Origin of the sequence: Sphingobacterium micropteri, from assembly GCF_014692515.1 — a bacterium.
In the GTDB taxonomy this organism is placed as follows: Bacteria; Bacteroidota; Bacteroidia; order Sphingobacteriales; family Sphingobacteriaceae; genus Sphingobacterium; species Sphingobacterium micropteri.
The window spans coordinates 323,247-340,653 of the sequence record NZ_JACOIK010000007.1 but is presented as its reverse complement, the minus strand read 5'-3'; the positions used below and the strand labels follow the sequence as shown (position 1 = coordinate 340,653).

The 17,407-nt window shown below is 43.6% G+C and carries 12 protein-coding genes; 4 read left to right on the top strand and 8 right to left on the bottom strand.

Annotated features, from left to right (window positions below):
• Both H8B06_RS20665 and nagB read left to right on the top strand, forming a co-directional pair.
• Positions 1-338, top strand: a 338-nt coding sequence (locus tag H8B06_RS20665; protein WP_223857639.1) for a hypothetical protein, incomplete at its 5' end; no start/stop codon positions are given.
• 244 nt (positions 339-582) lie between these two features.
• Positions 583-2,505, top strand: a complete 1,923-nt coding sequence (gene nagB, locus H8B06_RS11825) for a glucosamine-6-phosphate deaminase (RefSeq protein WP_190994473.1) — start codon at positions 583-585, stop codon at positions 2,503-2,505.
• Here nagB and H8B06_RS11820 read toward each other — a convergent pair.
• Positions 2,502-3,380, bottom strand: a complete 879-nt coding sequence (locus tag H8B06_RS11820) for a helix-turn-helix transcriptional regulator (protein WP_190994472.1) — start codon at positions 3,378-3,380, stop codon at positions 2,502-2,504. The two genes, nagB and H8B06_RS11820, sit on opposite strands and share 4 nt — an antisense overlap.
• A gap of 220 nt (positions 3,381-3,600) precedes the next feature.
• On the opposite strand from H8B06_RS11820, the gene H8B06_RS11815 reads away from it, so the two are divergent.
• Entirely contained in the window at positions 3,601-4,275 is a 675-nt protein-coding gene (locus tag H8B06_RS11815; RefSeq protein WP_190994471.1) for a peroxiredoxin family protein, read from the top strand.
• Between the two features lie 176 nt (positions 4,276-4,451).
• Here H8B06_RS11815 and H8B06_RS11810 read toward each other — a convergent pair whose 3' ends face one another.
• Together H8B06_RS11810 and H8B06_RS11805 are read right to left on the bottom strand one after the other, a co-directional pair.
• Positions 4,452-6,086, bottom strand: a complete 1,635-nt coding sequence (locus H8B06_RS11810) for an alpha-L-fucosidase (RefSeq protein WP_190994470.1) — start codon at positions 6,084-6,086, stop codon at positions 4,452-4,454.
• 177 nt (positions 6,087-6,263) lie between these two features.
• Positions 6,264-6,668: an L-rhamnose mutarotase gene (locus H8B06_RS11805; protein WP_190994469.1), complete on the bottom strand. Its 405-nt coding sequence runs from the start codon at positions 6,666-6,668 to the stop codon at positions 6,264-6,266.
• Positions 6,669-6,970: 302 nt separating this feature from the next.
• Between H8B06_RS11805 and H8B06_RS11800 the strand changes: the two genes are divergently transcribed.
• Entirely contained in the window at positions 6,971-7,831 is an 861-nt protein-coding gene (locus tag H8B06_RS11800; protein WP_223857638.1) for an AraC family transcriptional regulator, read from the top strand.
• Positions 7,832-7,966: 135 nt separating this feature from the next.
• On the opposite strand, the gene H8B06_RS11795 is transcribed toward H8B06_RS11800, so the two are convergent.
• Genes H8B06_RS11795 through H8B06_RS11775 form a run of 5 tightly spaced genes read right to left on the bottom strand, consistent with a single transcriptional unit; the run spans position 7,967 to position 17,391 of the window.
• Positions 7,967-10,141 carry a glycoside hydrolase family 97 protein gene (locus H8B06_RS11795; RefSeq protein WP_190994468.1) on the bottom strand — a complete coding sequence of 725 codons (2,175 nt, stop codon included), beginning with the start codon at positions 10,139-10,141 and terminating at the stop codon, positions 7,967-7,969.
• Between the two features lies 1 nt (position 10,142).
• Complete coding sequence (locus H8B06_RS11790) at positions 10,143-12,653, bottom strand: glycoside hydrolase family 31 protein (RefSeq protein WP_190994467.1); 2,511 nt, start codon at positions 12,651-12,653, stop codon at positions 10,143-10,145.
• Between the two features lie 4 nt (positions 12,654-12,657).
• Entirely contained in the window at positions 12,658-14,418 is a 1,761-nt protein-coding gene (locus H8B06_RS11785) for an endo-dextranase (protein ID WP_190994466.1), read from the bottom strand.
• An 11-nt stretch (positions 14,419-14,429) separates the two neighbouring features.
• Positions 14,430-15,893, bottom strand: a complete 1,464-nt coding sequence (locus tag H8B06_RS11780; protein WP_190994465.1) for a SusF/SusE family outer membrane protein — start codon at positions 15,891-15,893, stop codon at positions 14,430-14,432.
• Positions 15,894-15,903: 10 nt separating this feature from the next.
• Positions 15,904-17,391, bottom strand: coding sequence for a RagB/SusD family nutrient uptake outer membrane protein (locus H8B06_RS11775; protein ID WP_190994464.1), 1,488 nt, complete (start codon positions 17,389-17,391; stop codon positions 15,904-15,906).
• Positions 17,392-17,407 lie beyond the last annotated feature (16 nt).

The following is a 17,407-nucleotide window of genomic DNA, read 5'->3' as shown; positions in this document are numbered from 1 at the left end:
GCTGGCTGGAACTGTCATCACTGAAGCGGTCCTTCAGTAAAATCTCTTTCTGTTTTCCTCCTGTTGATTTTGACATCTTTTTCCTCTTTTTTACCGAAAAAGTGTCAAGCTATTCTAGGAATAGACATTCTCCCCTTCTATACAAACTTGTCGACCGACAACGCTGGCGGGAACCCCTACCGGCACGCTTATGCATACCACTTTATTCCACAGCAGGGCAAGCCGGTCCATTAGCCCTCCAAATGCAGGCGAAGATAACCCAACATAACGCTTTATGCACCCATACCCACAGACAAGTAGGCGTAAAACAACGCCCATTATCCCCAACCGCAGCCTGAAGACCATACTCCTGCACGCTTCACCGACCAACAACAACATCTATACCCCCGCAAGATGTGTAGGAACCCCGTCGTCAGCGGAGAACACAACGACGCCATGACAAAGTAGTCCCTCAAAACAACCGATTGCGCTCCTTATTTATGCTTTTTTTTGCATGATTTTGCCTATTTTGTTCGGTTTAGAAAGGTTTTATGTTTAAATTTGTTATTCAGGTTGTAAACAATAAAAATTATTTCTCATTCCATGGCAAGATTAAACTTATTGGAGGAGACTCGTTTTGAACGCGTACCGGTAAAGGTATATGCTAACCAAAACGAGGCCTCGGTGGATGTTGCTAATCGTATAGCTAGCATCATTAAAAAAAAACAGGAAAACGGCGAAACGGCGGTACTAGGTCTGGCTACCGGTGCTACACCTGTTAAAGTGTATAAAGAATTAGTCCGTCTTCATACAGAAGAGGGATTAAGCTTTAAAAATGTTGTCACATTCAATTTGGACGAGTATTACCCCATGAAACCTGATGCTCCCCAAAGTTATGTGACCTTCATGAACAAAAATTTGTTCGACCATATTGATATTCCTGAAGAGAACATCAATATTCCCGATGGAACATTACCAGAAGAAGGTATACATGCCTATTGTGAAGCATATGAGCAGAAGATATCCAATTTGGGAGGCATCGATATCCAGTTGCTAGGTATCGGGCGGACGGGACATATCGGATTTAACGAGCCCGGATCAGCACCAAACTCAGGTACCCGTTTGGTCGTGTTGGACGATCTAACACGTCGAGACGCTTCCCGTGATTTTGGAGGTAAAGAAAACGTCCCTACCAAAGCGTTAACGATGGGCGTTGGCACCATCTTCAAAGCAAAAGAGATTGTGCTTATGGCTTGGAATGAGAAAAAAGCGGAGATCGTTAAAAAAGCGGTGGAAGGAGAAATATCATCCGACATTCCGGCAACGTATCTTCAACTTTCTGATTCGGTAGAATTTATATTGGACACGGATGCTGCTTCACAATTGACGCGATTCGACCTGCCTTGGTTAGCACACGAGGTTGCCTGGACGGATACGTTGATAAAGAAAGCGGTGGTGTGGCTATCTTTGAAATTGAATAAAGCCATTTTAAAGTTAACCGATGACGATTATAACAATAACGGTATGGCCCAATTGGTTACGGAGAAAGGACCGGCATACAGTATCAATATTAAGATTTTCAATGAACTGCAGCGTACGATCACTGGCTGGCCAGGAGGAAAACCCAACGTAGATGATACGAATAGACCGGAGCGAGCGGAACCGGGACGAAAAAATGTTATCCTGTTCTCTCCTCATCCCGATGACGATGTTATTTCTATGGGCGGAACATTCATCCGTTTAGCTGACCAAGGGCATAATGTACATGTTGCTTATCAAACTTCAGGCAACACGGCTGTTTGGGACGATGATGTTTTGCGGTATTTGGAATTTGTTCAAGATTTTGCCGTTGCAATTGATGACGACAATGGCGTTACAACAAATATCTACAACGAAGCGAAAGAATTCTTCAAAACAAAACAGCCTAATCAGGTTGATCCGGAAATTATTCGTACAATTAAGGCGCTGATCCGTAAAGGAGAAGCTATTGCGGGAGCACGTTATGTTGGGCTTCCAGACAGTAACATTCATTTCCAAGATTTACCCTTTTATGATCGGGGTAAATTTTCTAAGGAAGTTTCCTATGAAGACGATATCCAGCAAACGATGGAATTACTCCAGGCAGTAAAACCGCATCAGGTATTTGCTGCAGGTGATTTTGCAGATCCACATGGGACACATAGAGTATGTTTTGATATTATATTCGAAGCTTTGAAACGCCTATCAAAAACAGAGGAATGGACGAAAGATTGCTGGTTATGGCTGTATCGAGGAGCTTGGCATGAATATCCGATTCATGAAATTGAAATGGCAGTTCCGCTTTCTCCACAAGAAGTGAAACGCAAGCGTCTCGCTATCTTCAAGCACCAATCACAAAAAGATGTACCGGTGTTTCCGGGGGATGACCCACGTGAATTCTGGGTACGTGCGGAGGATCGTACCAGTGAAACGGCAGAGCTATATCATAAACTCGGATTGGCAGACTACGAAGCTATCGAAGCCTTTGTAAGATGGAGATTTGATTAAAAAATATACCCCAATTCCATTAAAACTTCAGCGCCCTGCTGGATCAGGAAACTGTATTTTAAGGAATTGGGGATAAAGCCAAAATGTTTTTTAAAAGCGGTGGTGAAATGAGTAGAATGCTTATACCCCGTCATTCGAGCCACATCGGAGACTAAGTGGTTTCCCGTGAGAATAAGTTCCTTGGCATGTTCCATTTTTTTCTCGGTGATATAATTCATTACCGTTTTCCCAAAATACTGCTTAAAGTATTTTTTTAGATACTGCACATTTGTCCCCACCTGTTTGGCTAACTCGGGAATACTATGATTCTTAGAAAGATCTTCTTCGATAATCTCTTTGGCAAGTAAGATTTTCTCATAATGACCTTTCATCACAATTACATGCTGTGTATTTTTGTTTTCTACTGCCAGCGATTGTATTTGATGAAATATAATTTCCAAAATAATCAACTCCGAACGCATCTGGTAAAGCAAATCTGTCTCTGACAACGAATGGAGCTGCTCAAATAAAAGTCGAAAGCGCGTATCACTCTTCGTTACAAAACCCTTTGCAAACCTCACCGACTCTTGCTGATATTTGTCGTGAAAAAAGTGAAGACTTTCGGGCATAATCAATACAACAACCAGATGATTACATGCATCTTCGCTTCGTATTTCAATAGTACTGTACGCATCGACATAGTGAATAACATTATGTCCTTCCGGTAAAATGCAAGCGCTATGGGACAATGTATAATGAACTATTCGCGAGCCATTATGGGAGAGGATATTAATATAACACGCTTTTTCTGTTTTATAAGAAAATAGCGCACTCCCTTTAATATATTGATGTTGAAAGGCGTATTGTGTAACCGTAAGTGCACAACTATTCTCCATTTTATTTAGATTGATTCTATGCAAAACAAACCTAAATAAATTCATTTTTAAATACAAAAAAAAGAATTATTCATAATCGTATGCTTTCTAAGGCATTCATGAGCACTACGTGGTTTATTTCGCTCTCAAATCCGAGACTCCTCTACGTTCAATTTACTGACCGGAGATACCTTCCAGAAAATAGAAATTCTTTATCTTTGGAGAAATAAAAAAGATGAAAATGAAAAAATATATAGCGTTACTCCTATTCACCATACCAACCCTTCTTTTCGCCCAGATTAAAGAAAGCAAAGAAGAGCTTATAGCACAGGTCAAAGCCAATCCCTCCAGTGTTGAAACACTGAAAACGATACAGCGAGTAGGTGGGTATAATCCAGACTACAAAGAGCTCCGTATGTTATTCAAAGGCATGGACAAATCTGTACGGAAATCGGAACAGGGTAAACAGTTTAATTACTACCTGAAACGTCTAGAGAACTCGTCGATAGGCAAAAAAGCCCCAGCTATCACTCAGCTTACTCCTGAAGGCGAACCTTTTTCTCTTTCGGATCTTCGAGGCAAATATGTACTAATCGAATTCTGGGCTTCTTGGTGTCCGGATTGCCGTAGAGAAAACCCTAACCTCGTGAAGACATATGCGGAATTTAAGAATAAAAATTTTGAGATCCTCGGTGTTTCTTTTGATCGCAAACTTGAAGATTGGGTTGCTGCCATTGAAAAAGAAAAGTTAACTTGGAAACATATCTCTGATCTACAGTCTTGGCAGAATGCAGCGGGGACACTATATGGTGTACGTGCGATTCCACAGAATATTCTCGTTGATCCAGAAGGGATTATTGTTGCTCGAAATATACGTGGTGAGGAGCTGAATGCTAAGTTACGGGAAGTATTATAACAGAGATCGTTATTAACAGGAATCGGAAGTGGATTGATCTTTTTGTATGATTGTTATTTTAGTTGTTAAAGTTTTACCGTCAGTGTGCTCATAGCGTCTACACAGGAGCGACTATGAACTGACTCTGTAAAATTTAGGTATGATGCTTATCTGCAATTAATCGGGAATCATTCTATTTAGGTAATTTTTAAGACTGTAGCAATATTATGTTGAACCACCCCTTCGGGGATGAATACATGAAGTCCTTCATTATTCTGCTTATATTTCACATCTCCATTATGGCCCAATATTTCAACTTTATTTACAACCTTTTGATTAGCCTTTTCTTTACCAAGAGACGAGATCCTAAAAGATTTTTTATCAGAAACGCCCATGATGATAGCATACAACGTATTCCCTTTCTGGGTAAACCGAATGTCATCACTGGTGAATGGCTTACCTCTCCCTTCATTAAAGCCTTGTGCATGTAGTTCCGGTGCATCTTCTTGCGCCGGGCCTTCTCCAAAGACACGCCATGGCCGGGTTCCTATTATAGATTCTGCGTTGATTTTCATCCAGTCGGCAATACCTTCTACTACAGCTCTTGCTTTATCATCTAATGATCCATCTCCTCGCAGCGGAACACTTAGCAATAAATTCCCATTCTTACTGACTACGTCCACAAGCATGTGTATAACGGTTTTAGCTGATTTATAGTGGTTATTATCATAAATCCGGCGATCGTAGTGCCATGCTCCGATACAGGTACAGGTTTGCCAAGGCTCTGGTTCGATTTTATCACTCTGCCCTCGCTCAATATCCCACACCATACATTTACGCTGTTGTTCGTTCAGGATTTTACCATTTATCACTACTTCTGCCTTCCCTTTATTTTCCCTCGCACTCTTATTATAGTAGTGAGCTGCAATTTCCAAGCCTACATTGCTAATTGGCCAGAGTGGTAGGGCTGTATCATCAAAATATACGACATCGGGATGGTAGTTATTTATCAGTTCCAATGTCCTGTCTTTAAAATTCTCACAATAAGACTCGGCGGGAATATTAACGCCAGAATCCACATCCCAATGCCATTGCCCGTGTATGGTATGCCCCTCCTCACTCCCCTTGCTCAATGGGTGATTCTGCGCATATAATTCCTGCGGATCGTATCCCTGCCACCACTTTCCCTCGCCGTCCGCTTTGGTCAGCTTACCGTCGTAGTGAACATCTTTGAGCGGTCCGTTCTGATCAGCACGTTGAGCTGTCTCATACCATGTCCAAGCATGTGCCGCGTGAACACTTACACCAAACTTCAATCCTCGTTTTTTCGCGGCCTTTGCCCATCCACGTACCAAATCTTTCTTCGGGCCGACATTCGTGCTATTCCACTTATGATGTTGGCTTTTGAAAAGGTCCAAGTTGTCATGATGATTAGCTAGCGCCATAAAATATTGTGCACCCGTGCTTTTATATAAATCCATAAGAGCTTCCGGGTCCCACTTTTCGGCTTTCCATTCATTGATGACATCTTTAAATCCAAAAACCGATGGATGTCCATATTTTTTAATATGGTACTTATATTGATCAGAACCTTCCTCATACATACCTCGAGCATACCAGTCCCCTCTCTCCGGCTGACATTGAGGACCCCAGTGGGCCCATATACCAAATTTAGCATCCCTAAACCATCTCGGCACCTGATACTGCTCCAATGACGACCAATCTGGCTTAAACGGAACTTTCCCCCAGGTTTCCATTCCAAAGCTCTTTTTACGCAAATAAAGTGCTGGTAGTGCTCCTCCTAAAATCTTAATTACTGTTCTTCTATCCATAATAACTGTATTTTAATTATTATAATCTAACTGAGATCGTCCAAAACAGGGATAGCTCATTCGGCTTATAAAAAAGGTTCATTCTCTAATATCAAAATTAGCTCATTTAAAATATCGAGGAGGCAACGTTATCGATAAAAACTAGCACATTATCGACTTTAAAATTAACACGTCCAATTATAATGCTTCTGAATCATAAAGATGAAATATCCTGTCCATCATCAGCCATTTTTCGTCTGGTCTCTCCCCTTTTGTACGTTGAAAAAAAGACATCTTTGTCTCCCATTCAACCTGCCTGGGTAATGTTTCCAATTTTGAAAATGCTACTTCCCAATCAAAATCCAAACCAGTTTCGACGATCATAACCAACCTATTGCCATATACATATATCTCCATTTCCAATATTCCTATCTCCCGAAGTCCTCTCCTAATCTCCTTCCAATGATTTTTTTCGCTATGCGCGCTGATATATTCATTAATAAGATGTTTCTCGTCTATAAGATCTAGTATCAGACAATATCTTTTTACGATTTGATGATGCTGTTTTTGAACGTTGCCTATTTTGCGAGTTATAATATCCATTTTTATTATTTTCTTGTGTGTTTTGTCTTATAGCCACGTCGTACTCTCAGTTCCTATTTTAGCCTCGAAATATCTGCCTTTGTATAGGTTTATAATATTTCGAAGATATATACTAAAACAAAAAAAATCTTTACAAGAATCGATAAAAACATATACTATATCGACTTTTGATTCGCAATAATATTGACAATAATAGATAAAAAATATACCTTTAATAATGTTTAATTATAAACCATTAAATACAATTAGTTTTACGATATAACCAGCTTAAGAATATTAGGGAGAAAAACAAAGGAGGAGTCTTGCGAAAAGAAAAACATCTATCTGAATTTATTTTATTAAATATTGGCTATGCTGAACATCATGCCGACTGGAACTGGAAAAACATAAACAGTCCCTTTACCAGGATTCATGTTGTTACAAGAGGGAATGCTTGGCTTCTCCGAGATGGTAATAAACATCCATTAAACACACAACATTTATATTTAACACCCTCCTATACTCCACATAGTTATGAGTGCGATAATGAGTTTTATCTTTATTACATCCACATATATGAAACTTTAGAGAAGAAATCCAGCATCTTTGATCAGATGAACTTTCCTGTAGAGATTGAGGGAGACGCTTTACTTTTAGATTTAGTCGAACGACTATATTTGATCAATCCCGGAAGGGAATTATCTTTTTACGATCCAGGCGCCTACGATAACTCGACTGAATTAATAAAGAATATTGCGATGCAAGGCAACACACCCCTAGCATTAGAGTTGGAAAGCCGAGGTATAATTCAGCAATTATTATCACGGTTTTTTGCTTACGCAACACCGAAGACACCAAATGTTGATGAGCGTATGTCAAGAGTACTCGAGTATATACATACGAACATCCATACTCCCATTCATATTGATAAGTTGGCAGAAATATCGTTCTTAACGAAAGATCATTTCATAAGATTATTCAAAAAACAGCTCAATTGTACTCCAGGGAAATACATCAATCAGAAAAAAATTGAAAAAGCACAATTGATGATGTTAATCGAAAATTATAGCATACAGGAACTTGCATTCCGGTTAGGGTTCGAAAATGTTTCCTATTTCAATAGGCTTTTCAAAAAACTGACCGGAGAAAATCCATCACAATACAAAAAGCGTTTAAATATGTGATAATTGTTTAGATAAGCCCTTCAGCAACCATGTCATCCATACCGCAACGGAGGTCGGCGACGGCATCCATCGTTACCACGCCAACTCAAAGAAGTACCTCGCCATGACGCTTCCATACGGCAAAACCTTGAAAAATCACCTCTCCACTTCTTGAATATGAATAGCATAGCCTCCTCCCGGCGCACTTCTCAATTTCAGCTTAGACTTATGTGTAATCGATTTTTTTGAAATCGTATACGCTTGCGGATTATCCTTATAATGCGCATCTTTCGCATCGGCATATATCGTTGCCGTATATTTCTTTCCTGGATCTAGAAATCCGAATTCCAACTCCGAGGTATGGCCATTTTCTCCTGCTACATTTCCAACAAACCAAGTATTTGTTCCTTTTGCCTTGCGTGCTACGGTCACGTACTCCCCCGGCTCAGCCTCTAGGTACTTACTCTCATCCCAATCCAAGGCAACATCTTTGATGAATTGGAAAGCATCCATAAACCGTTCGTAGTTTTCCGGCAGATCGGCTGCCATCTGTAAGGGGCTGTACATGGTTACATAAAGCGCTAACTGATTCGCCAATGTACTGTTGACCCAAGAGTCGTTATTCGGATTCACCTTAGATATATCCATTTCAAAAATACCCGGCGTGTAGTCCATAGGCCCTCCTATCTGCCGGGTGAACGGTAATATCGTGACGTGATTCGGGTGGTTTCTGTCTCCCCCGAATGCTTGATATTCGGTGCCACGGGCAGATTCATTTCCAATGAGGTTCGGCCAAGTCCGGCTCAATCCTGTTGGGCGTACCGCTTCGTGTGCATTGATCATAATCTGATATTCCGCTGCCTTTTCCAACGCATACTGATAATGGTTGTTGATCCATTGGCTATAATGGTATTCTCCACGGGGAATAATATTGCCAACATAACCTGTTTTCACCGCATCATAACCATTATCTCTCATGAATTGATAGGCTTGATCTAAGTGCCGTTCGTAATTTCGTATCGAACCTGAAGTTTCATGGTGCATAATCATCTTCACACCTTTGCTCTTCGCATACGTACGTATTTCATCCAGATCAAAATCCGGATAAGGCGTCACAAAATCAAAGACATAGTCTTTCGCATTTCCAAACCAATCTTCCCAACCAATATTCCATCCTTCGACGAGTACCCCATCAAAGCCATGCGCGGCTGCGAAATCGACGTAACGCTTCACGTTCGCCGTAGTCGCACCATGTCTGCCGTGTGGTTTTACCTGCGTATAATCGGTTTTTCCAATATGCACACTTGGTAAGTCATAAGTATATGACCATTCGCTTTTTCCGGTAATCATTTCCCACCACACCCCGACATACTTCGTCGGCTTAATCCATGAGGTATCCTCGATCTTTGAGGGCTCATTCAGATTCAGCGTTAGGTTGGCCGCTAAAATATCACGGGCATCATCACTCACCATAATGGTTCTCCACGGACTACGTGCCGGTGTCTGTAAATTACCTTTCGTACCGTTTGCATCCGGTGTCAACCAAGATTTAAAGACAAAATTTTTATCGTCCAGATTCAAGTGCATACAGGCAAAATTAATCAACGCCGCTTCATGTATATTGATATACAGGCCGTCATCTGTTTTCATCATCAAGGCCGTTTGTACGCCCGTTGGCGAAAACGGGGTCTGCGATGCATTAGGTGTAATAGCCTCCTGCATTAGATCACGTATTTCGGACAATCGAGAAGTGGTATAATTATACTCCTGCGTATCATAATCTCCGGGAATCCAAAATGCCATATGGTCGCCCGTCATGGCGAATTCCGTTTCTTCTTCTTTCACGACCAGATAGGCCAGATCCTGTTGCTCCGGAAATTCATAGCGGAAACCTACCCCTTCGTCGTAAAGCCGAAACCGGATCACCATTTTTCGTTTCGAGTCATCCTGTTGCAATGTTACCGCCAGCTCGTTGTAATGGTTGCGGATATCCTTAGATTCGCCCCACACCGGTTGCCAGGTTTCGTCAAAAGTTGACTCCTGACGATCTATGACCTTAAATCCGGTTGCAAGTAAACTTTCCTCCTGTGTTTTACCTGCATCCGTTTCTCCGCCAAACTCCGATTTGCGTGTATTCCCTGTCAACGTAAAACCCAATTTACTGGGTTTCACAACCGTTTTATTTTTATAGTGCAGGGAATAGGTAGGCCCACCTCCATCTTCCACAGCAAACGACAACGACAGGTTACCGTTTGGTGATTTCAATTCCTGTGCCGCGCTCCAAAGCCCCAGACAACAAAATCCGACTACCCAAAACCATTTCTTTATCATGTTATATTCCATTTATCTGTATTGTTACTTTCTTTCTATTGTCTGGGAAACGCACCATGCATTCGCCCGTTTCTTCATTCCAAGACCAAGCGGTTTCCGGACTATTTCCGTCCAGTGTTTCCACCGTAAACAAATCCGGGTTATCGGAAATAGCCTTACCATCTACTTTTACAGCTGCCGGAGTTTGCTCGATATGGAAGCGCAAGACGATATTCCGGCCTTTTGCCGGCATATACCCTTTATCCTGCGGCGTAACTTCCATCGTATATCCTGTATCTGTTGTGATGCAGATAAAACCGGTTTGCGAAGAAACGTTGTTTTGATAATCCAAACTCTCCCCATCGTCTTCATAGACGGTAAAAGAAGCCTGTTCTCCCTCATAATTTGGAAAAATGTGCATATACAGTGGATAATCTTCTCTTTCGTGGATATATTGCATCACCGGCATCATCGGCACGATAGATCCTTTTTTCACAAACATCGGAATGACGTTTAGCGGTGCCCGGTAGGCAATTCGTTCACCACCGAAATAAACGGTCTTCTTATCGTGGAAATCAATCCATTCGCCTTCGGGAAGATACAGCCGTTTTACGCGCTCGCCTTTTTTTAGCACCGGCGCTACGAGCAATTCCTGTCCGAATATAAACTGGTCTTCCACCTTAACCGCCTGCTCGTCATCCGGATACTCCATAAACAATCCGCGCAGAATCGGAAGTCCGGTATCATAAGCCTGCCGGCCGTAGGTATACAAATATGGAAATAATTGATATTTAAGCTCGATAGCCGCTTTCGCATTTTTTTCGGCTACCTCACCAAAGAGCCAAGGTTCTACCGCATTGTCGCCTTCGTGGTGTGCACGGCTCAGCGGATTAAAGATTCCGAATTGCATCCAGCGGGTATACAGTTCTGCCATAGCCGGATAATCTGTAATATCTCCACAATAGCCCGAAATATCGGTCGTCCAGAACGGTATTCCCCCAAGTCCGGCGGAAATGCCCACCGCAACCTGGTTGGCAAACTGCCCCCAACCCTGCAAGACATCCGCGCCGTTTCCGCTATCGCCCGACCAGCCAAATGTATAACGCTGCAATCCGGCATAAGCTGCCCTGGTCATCTGAAACACCCGCTTGTTGGGATTATGCTTCTCAAACTGCTCTTTCACTACCTTATCCCAAGTGAGGCCGTATACATTGTGAATTTCATCGTGCATACCGATATGGTGCTGCATATAAAGACGGTCGGCATCCTCTTCGTTACTCCAAGCCGGTTCACCCATATCCGTCCAAAACCCATGCGCACCGTCGGCTAATGGCTTTTGCTGCTGCTCGCCCCACCAGTCGGCTACCTCCGGTATCGTAAAGTCTACGACACCGCAATTACCGCCCCATGGCCAGGGCATATCATACGATTTGCCTGTACGGCTATCCTTAACAAAGAACCCCTTGGCATCGGCTTCCTCCCACTGCTTTTTGTTCGCCTGTGAAATAACAGGATCCTGCGACAGGATCATTTTAAAACCATTTTGCTTCAGCTCCTCCAACATGGCTTTGGGGTTTTCATAATTTCCTTTCCGCCATTCAAAATCCTGTAGCCACTGTGTCCAGCCAATGTCCTGGTATATAATATCAATGGGTATCTGCCGTTTTCTAAATTCCGTAGCGATTTCGAGTGCCTGATCTTCCCGGGTGTACAGCCCACGGCTCTGTGCAAAGCCAAAAGCCCACTTCGGCGGCATGATCGGCTTACCGGTTAGGGCGATATATTGGGCCTGAATATCTTTATAATCTTTGCCATAGATAAAATAGTAAATAAAAGCGCCGTCAGGGGCCTCAAAAGAATAGAACTCATCCGACTCAGTACCGAATTTAAACTCCGTTTTGTAGGTATTATCCAGAAAAACCCCATAATTATAACTGCTCATAAAGAAAGGGATACTCTTATAGAGCGGATCCTCCTGAGCACTATAGCAAGGTCGGTCGCTATTCCACATTTTGTAGGCACGCCCGCGTCTGTTGAGCGGCCCTGTTTTCTCGCCAAGCCCGAAGATGTTCTCGTCGCTCCGCAGAACCTTATGCGCCACTATACGCGTACCGTCGACCTCATGTCCTCGATCCTGATAATCGCTAAAAATCAATTTCTGCCATTTGTCGTAGATGAGCAATTGCATATCTTTTTTATGCAGCCTCACCCGTAACTTGGCGGTGTAAATCTCATAACTCGACGGTTCGTCATTCACCGAAATCTCCCCCACATCTTCCAGCCCTTCATTTATCACGGCAAAGGAGGGGTTGCTTCGTTTCAGTTCACCGGTTGGATCAAACCAGATCCGTACCATCGAACTGCTGTTGAATTTCAATTGCAGCTTCGCGCCGGCATCTCCATGAAAAGTAACTACGTTTCCATCTATAGTATAACTTGAACAGCCTTGCGATTTCGCTTCCTGCTGTGCCGTTGCTCCGAAAGCTGACAGAAACACCGTACACCATACTGCTATATATCTTATTAACTTCATATCCTTAATATTCTATAACCAACATATCCCAATATTGAAGGCTTGGCAAGCTAACCATCAACGTATTTCCTTGCTGCTCTGCAGAAAGTTCCGTGGGTGCACCGGCAGCGATATCCGGCGTTGCCATCCATACCTTACGCACCGTTTTGCTTACCGGAATCCGCAAAGACACATCGGTCACGGTATTCGGTTCGCGTTGCGTACCATTGCTGTCGCGCCATTCCATGGTACTGGCATTGTTGAAATTGACAAGATGAACAACATCACGGTTACTGAACCGACGCCCGTAACTCGTTATATTTCCTTGGACAGCGGTTCCATTCGCTACGGTTATACCCTCGTCTTGTGCTTCGACAGCAGGCTCAAAGACCTCTCCCCCGTCGCGCAGTAAGTTCTGGTAGCCCACCATGAAATCATAGTAGGTAATCAGCTTATCTTTAGTTGTTCCTCGCAACTGTAGGTTATTATTGGGGAAATATTCGTTCGTGAGATAATGTTCACCGATTTCCAGATGTGCTCCGCCATTGGCAAAGATAACCGAATTGGTGAGCAGGATTCCCGGCTCGTTGACAAATCCGGGTTGATTGGAACGTCCATAGTTCATATACGCTGCCAGCACACTGTTTTTCTCATAACCGCTGTACCGATAGTTATCGTGGATAATGCCCACGAGGTCATTAAATGAATTAAACGGATCCCAAACTTCGGTGTACAGGAAGTCTACACCCGAAGTTGCTATCGGACTCTCCTGCCCATATTGTGTGACGGAGTTCATCACATGGTATTTATCTGGAAATGCCGCAACAGTGGATTCAATAAACGGGCCATACGCTTGAGCCAGATCCACCTCCTGACCATCATAGTCATAAACGGTTCCGCGATTGCCCAATTGGTCAATATGAAAACCGTCAAAATCAAATACGTCGTACACTTCCTGATGACGTTTATTGAGGTAATTCTGCCATTCCGTATTCGCAGGGTTTGTCAGATAAATACTGCTGCGAAACGGCGGATCCAATGGATGCACATCTTTTTCATTCCGTTCTGCATCCTTGAACAGATACCACTCTTCCCGTACACCATCACCCGCGGCATTCGATAACGCACCGAACAACAAGTTATAAAACATCGCTTTCATCCCCTTATCATGTGCTGCCTGGATATAACCCGCTACGGTAGACTTGTAGTTTGTCCGTCCGATCAAGTCTAGCCAGCTTTCGGCCGGGTTTTCCGGTGTTCCGGCAAGGGGTTTCTGATGATCGTATTTCCAGTCGTAGAATTGTACGCCATTGATATGAAAACGGCTTAGGTTCTCGATATTCCGTTGAATGATCTCTGGCGATAAGCGCCCGTAACTGGAAACAAAACCATATCTCGGAAATTTCGTCCATTCCGACGACACATCGATCGCCATGCTGTGCAGCGCTTTCTTTTGTGGATCATCGCTCTTGTACACATACACCAAATAACCCTTAAAGTCATCCGATGGTGCTGTCCAAGTCCAAGAAGGACCTGTTAGCTTCTCTTCTTTTAATACCTCTCCGAGATGTGTATAGCAAACCGTTAATTCCTGTGGATCGATTTTGCCATCCAAAGAGAGTTTTACCTGATCGCCGGGACTATATACTGCCCGATCTTTATGCAGAGCTGCCTTAAAGTAGGTTTCACCATACGTCACTGGATCTGCGTTGACATCATAATAATCTTTGCAACTTCCCCATAACAGGGTAGTACAAATCAGTAAAGACCAAGGTATTTTCTTCATTTTCTTTCTTCCTATTGTTTTTCAATGATTACGGTATGTTTTAACTGATCCAGGGTAATCGTATATGTTCCCGCAGACGCGATCTTCCACTTATTATCCGGATTAGAGCCGGGATTACTGAACAGTATCTGTTCCACATCACCGGTAGGCTCTATCCCATTGGCCAGAGCCAGGAACCAAGCTCCATTCCAGTCTGCCTGCTTATCACAGCTAAATTTTAACTCCCCGGCTTTTAGCGCACCCGTCCATGTAAATTGGTAAGCGGTACTCCCTTTTGCCATGGCTGTTGCATTTTCCATATCCCATCCGTTGGGTGTTGCATCCCCAACCAGATACATATTAGCATAAGGTGTGAAGGGTACAATATCGATTTTATTTTCACGCAGATCCAACCTGATTTTGTACGTTCCATCCGATATTTTCCATTTATAGTCCGCTGCGTTCTCACTTTCCGACCAGCTCACTACCGGCAGATCCGTACCCGCTCCCTGTCCGTTGGTTTCCGGACGTAGGAATACGATGCTCTGATCAAAATCCGGCCGGGTGGCGATCTTGAATTCATCCGATCCGGCATGTGAGCTGAGTACAGCGTGGTAGTAAAAGATAAACGGATCATTGGCATCCTGCACCATCGGCTCGAACTGCCATCCCGTAAAGCCTCCGACAAACCACAATTCACTATACGGCGGCCCTTCTGCTTCTACGATATCAATCGTCCGGGCAATCAGATTAACCCTAATCTGATACGTTCCTGCTTCCGTGATATGGAACGGCTCATCATACGGATCGTCTTCTGACTCCCTAAAATACAGGGTATTGTTGTTTTCGCCACGGTTGTAGGAAGGCGTAAACTGGCCTTCTGTTGTGATAAACTTAAACTCACCCGGAACTAAATTACCTTGCCACATAAAGCCTCCCGGCGTACCCTGCATGGCATTCATTGGTGTTGGCTCATCTGCACTCCATCCATTCGGTGTGGCACTGCCAATCAGGAATAACGTGGAACTAACAGGTTTATAGGTCTGCACGGTTATCACGACAACGTCAGAAACTTGAGGTGCTATACCTTCTGCCTGCACATGCGCCGTTACACGGGTCTCGAGTTCTACCGAGCTCCCGGGTTCCACGCCAAAATCATCAAGCAATAACCTGTTGAGGACGGCCGTCCGATAGGCCAGTATCGTATTTCCCTGGTCGTGCGTACTACTGACCGCTTCGTCAAAATTTGTCCCCCTTACCGCCAGCTCAAAAGTATATTTTATCGCCGCATTGGATCCAAAATTCGATCCCGGAGTCCACTGAAAGGTAATCGCATCGCTTTCCGGAGCGGCCACATCCAAAACGATTTCCGATTCATCTACGGATAAGGCCAACGGCCCATCGGGATAATCTACCCCGCCAAAATCTTCTTTACAAGAGCTCAATAGCATGGGAATTACCAAACATAAGCTCAGGATATGATATATCTTCTTCATCGTAAACATATTAATAACCGGGATTCTGTCTCAATTTCGGGTTGGCATCCCGTTCTACTTGTGGAATAGGAAGCAATAGGTGCTTTCTGGCTGCGTTCAGCTTACCGATACTGTGCAGAAAGTCCAACGCATACTGTCCGTTATCCCACCGTATCATATCAAACCAACGGTGTCCTTCAAAAGCCAGCTCGATACGCCGCTCTTGACGGATTTTCTCGCGCATCTCACTTTGCGACAAATTTTCCAGCTCCTGCTTATTGGTCAAACCTGCACGTTCACGAACCCCATACAGCGGCTCTACAGCTTCTCCGGTACGGCCAAGCTCGTTCAGCGCTTCGGCTTTCATCAGCAATACATCGGCATAACGTAACACCACGATATTTGCCGCATTTGTGTTGTAATCTGGTGATACCGACAGGGGTACCAGAAATTTCCGGACGTTATATCCCGTGGAAGACATATTGGATTTGTATTGCTTGCCGTCAAACAAAGGCCCTCCTTCATAGAGTACGGTTTTATCTTTGCGCAAATCGCCTTGTTCATATTGGCTAACGAATTCGTCCGTCGGTTGGTTCCAACCGTAGCCGCCACCTACCCAGCTGGAATTACGCGGCCCCATGTAGGTACTCAGCCAATTTGCCTGGTTTTCATCATCCCAAAAACCTGCATTTGTAAGTCCATAATATTGTACTTCAAAGAGTGATTCGGATGTGTTTTTATGTCTTTTTTCCCCGCCAAAGCAATCACTATAATCTGGATTGAGTACATAGCCGTAATCAGCTACGAGATTACACATCTCGACTGCTTGCTCATATTGTTTCAGCGTTAGGTATACCTTTGCCAATATCCCTGCGGCCGCTCCTTTTGTTGCACGCCCTTTATCTTCGTCTCCATATTCTTCCCGTCGGGGCAACAGATTGATGGCATCATTCAGATCGGGTATAATGACTTCATTATAAATGCGGTTTTTGTCTATCCGTTCCTGGTTCAAATCATCATCTGGTTTCGGGGGAATCAAACTCAACGGCACATCGCCAAAAAGCTGTACCAACAGGAAATAATAATGCGCCCGTAGGAACTTTGCCTCTCCGATAATCCGGTTTTTAAGGTTCTCGTCAATATCCATATCGGGCACATTTTCCAACACCGTGTTGCAATACAATATTCCCGGGTTCGGCCCCCGCCAGAGGTCAACTGCCGCAAAATTGTCGGGACCCGTAGAAAAGTTAGCCAACTGGATTGTTTCGATACCATCATCGCCACCGCCAGCACCCACGACACTGTTTCCCGCCATGATATCCAATGACCAGATCCGCATGTTGTATAATTTAGGGCGCTGCAAAGGCTGATAGGCGGCATTAACCATCGCCACGGCTGAAGCAGCGTCTTTTACCGATTCGGCACTCGGGTCTTCAAAGGGTTCTTTATCCAAGAAACCCGAGCAAGCACTGAATAGTAAAGGAAAAATTAAAAAAGCCGTATAAAATATCTTGTTCATAATCGTTATGCTGAAT

What these genes read in the sequence shown, in the direction of transcription:
- H8B06_RS11775 (WP_190994464.1), bottom strand. Translation starts at nt 17,391, where the DNA reads ATGAACAAGATATTTTATACGGCTTTTTTAATTTTTCCTTTACTATTC.
- H8B06_RS11785 (WP_190994466.1), bottom strand. Translation starts at nt 14,418, where the DNA reads ATGAAGAAAATACCTTGGTCTTTACTGATTTGTACTACCCTGTTATGG.
- H8B06_RS11780 (WP_190994465.1), bottom strand. Translation starts at nt 15,893, where the DNA reads ATGAAGAAGATATATCATATCCTGAGCTTATGTTTGGTAATTCCCATG.
- H8B06_RS11820 (WP_190994472.1), bottom strand. Translation starts at nt 3,380, where the DNA reads ATGGAGAATAGTTGTGCACTTACGGTTACACAATACGCCTTTCAACAT.
- H8B06_RS11805 (WP_190994469.1), bottom strand. Translation starts at nt 6,668, where the DNA reads ATGGATATTATAACTCGCAAAATAGGCAACGTTCAAAAACAGCATCAT.
- H8B06_RS11815 (WP_190994471.1), top strand. Translation starts at nt 3,601, where the DNA reads ATGAAAAAATATATAGCGTTACTCCTATTCACCATACCAACCCTTCTT.
- H8B06_RS11790 (WP_190994467.1), bottom strand. Translation starts at nt 12,653, where the DNA reads ATGAAGTTAATAAGATATATAGCAGTATGGTGTACGGTGTTTCTGTCA.
- H8B06_RS11810 (WP_190994470.1), bottom strand. Translation starts at nt 6,086, where the DNA reads ATGGATAGAAGAACAGTAATTAAGATTTTAGGAGGAGCACTACCAGCA.
- nagB (WP_190994473.1), top strand. Translation starts at nt 583, where the DNA reads ATGGCAAGATTAAACTTATTGGAGGAGACTCGTTTTGAACGCGTACCG.
- H8B06_RS11795 (WP_190994468.1), bottom strand. Translation starts at nt 10,141, where the DNA reads ATGATAAAGAAATGGTTTTGGGTAGTCGGATTTTGTTGTCTGGGGCTT.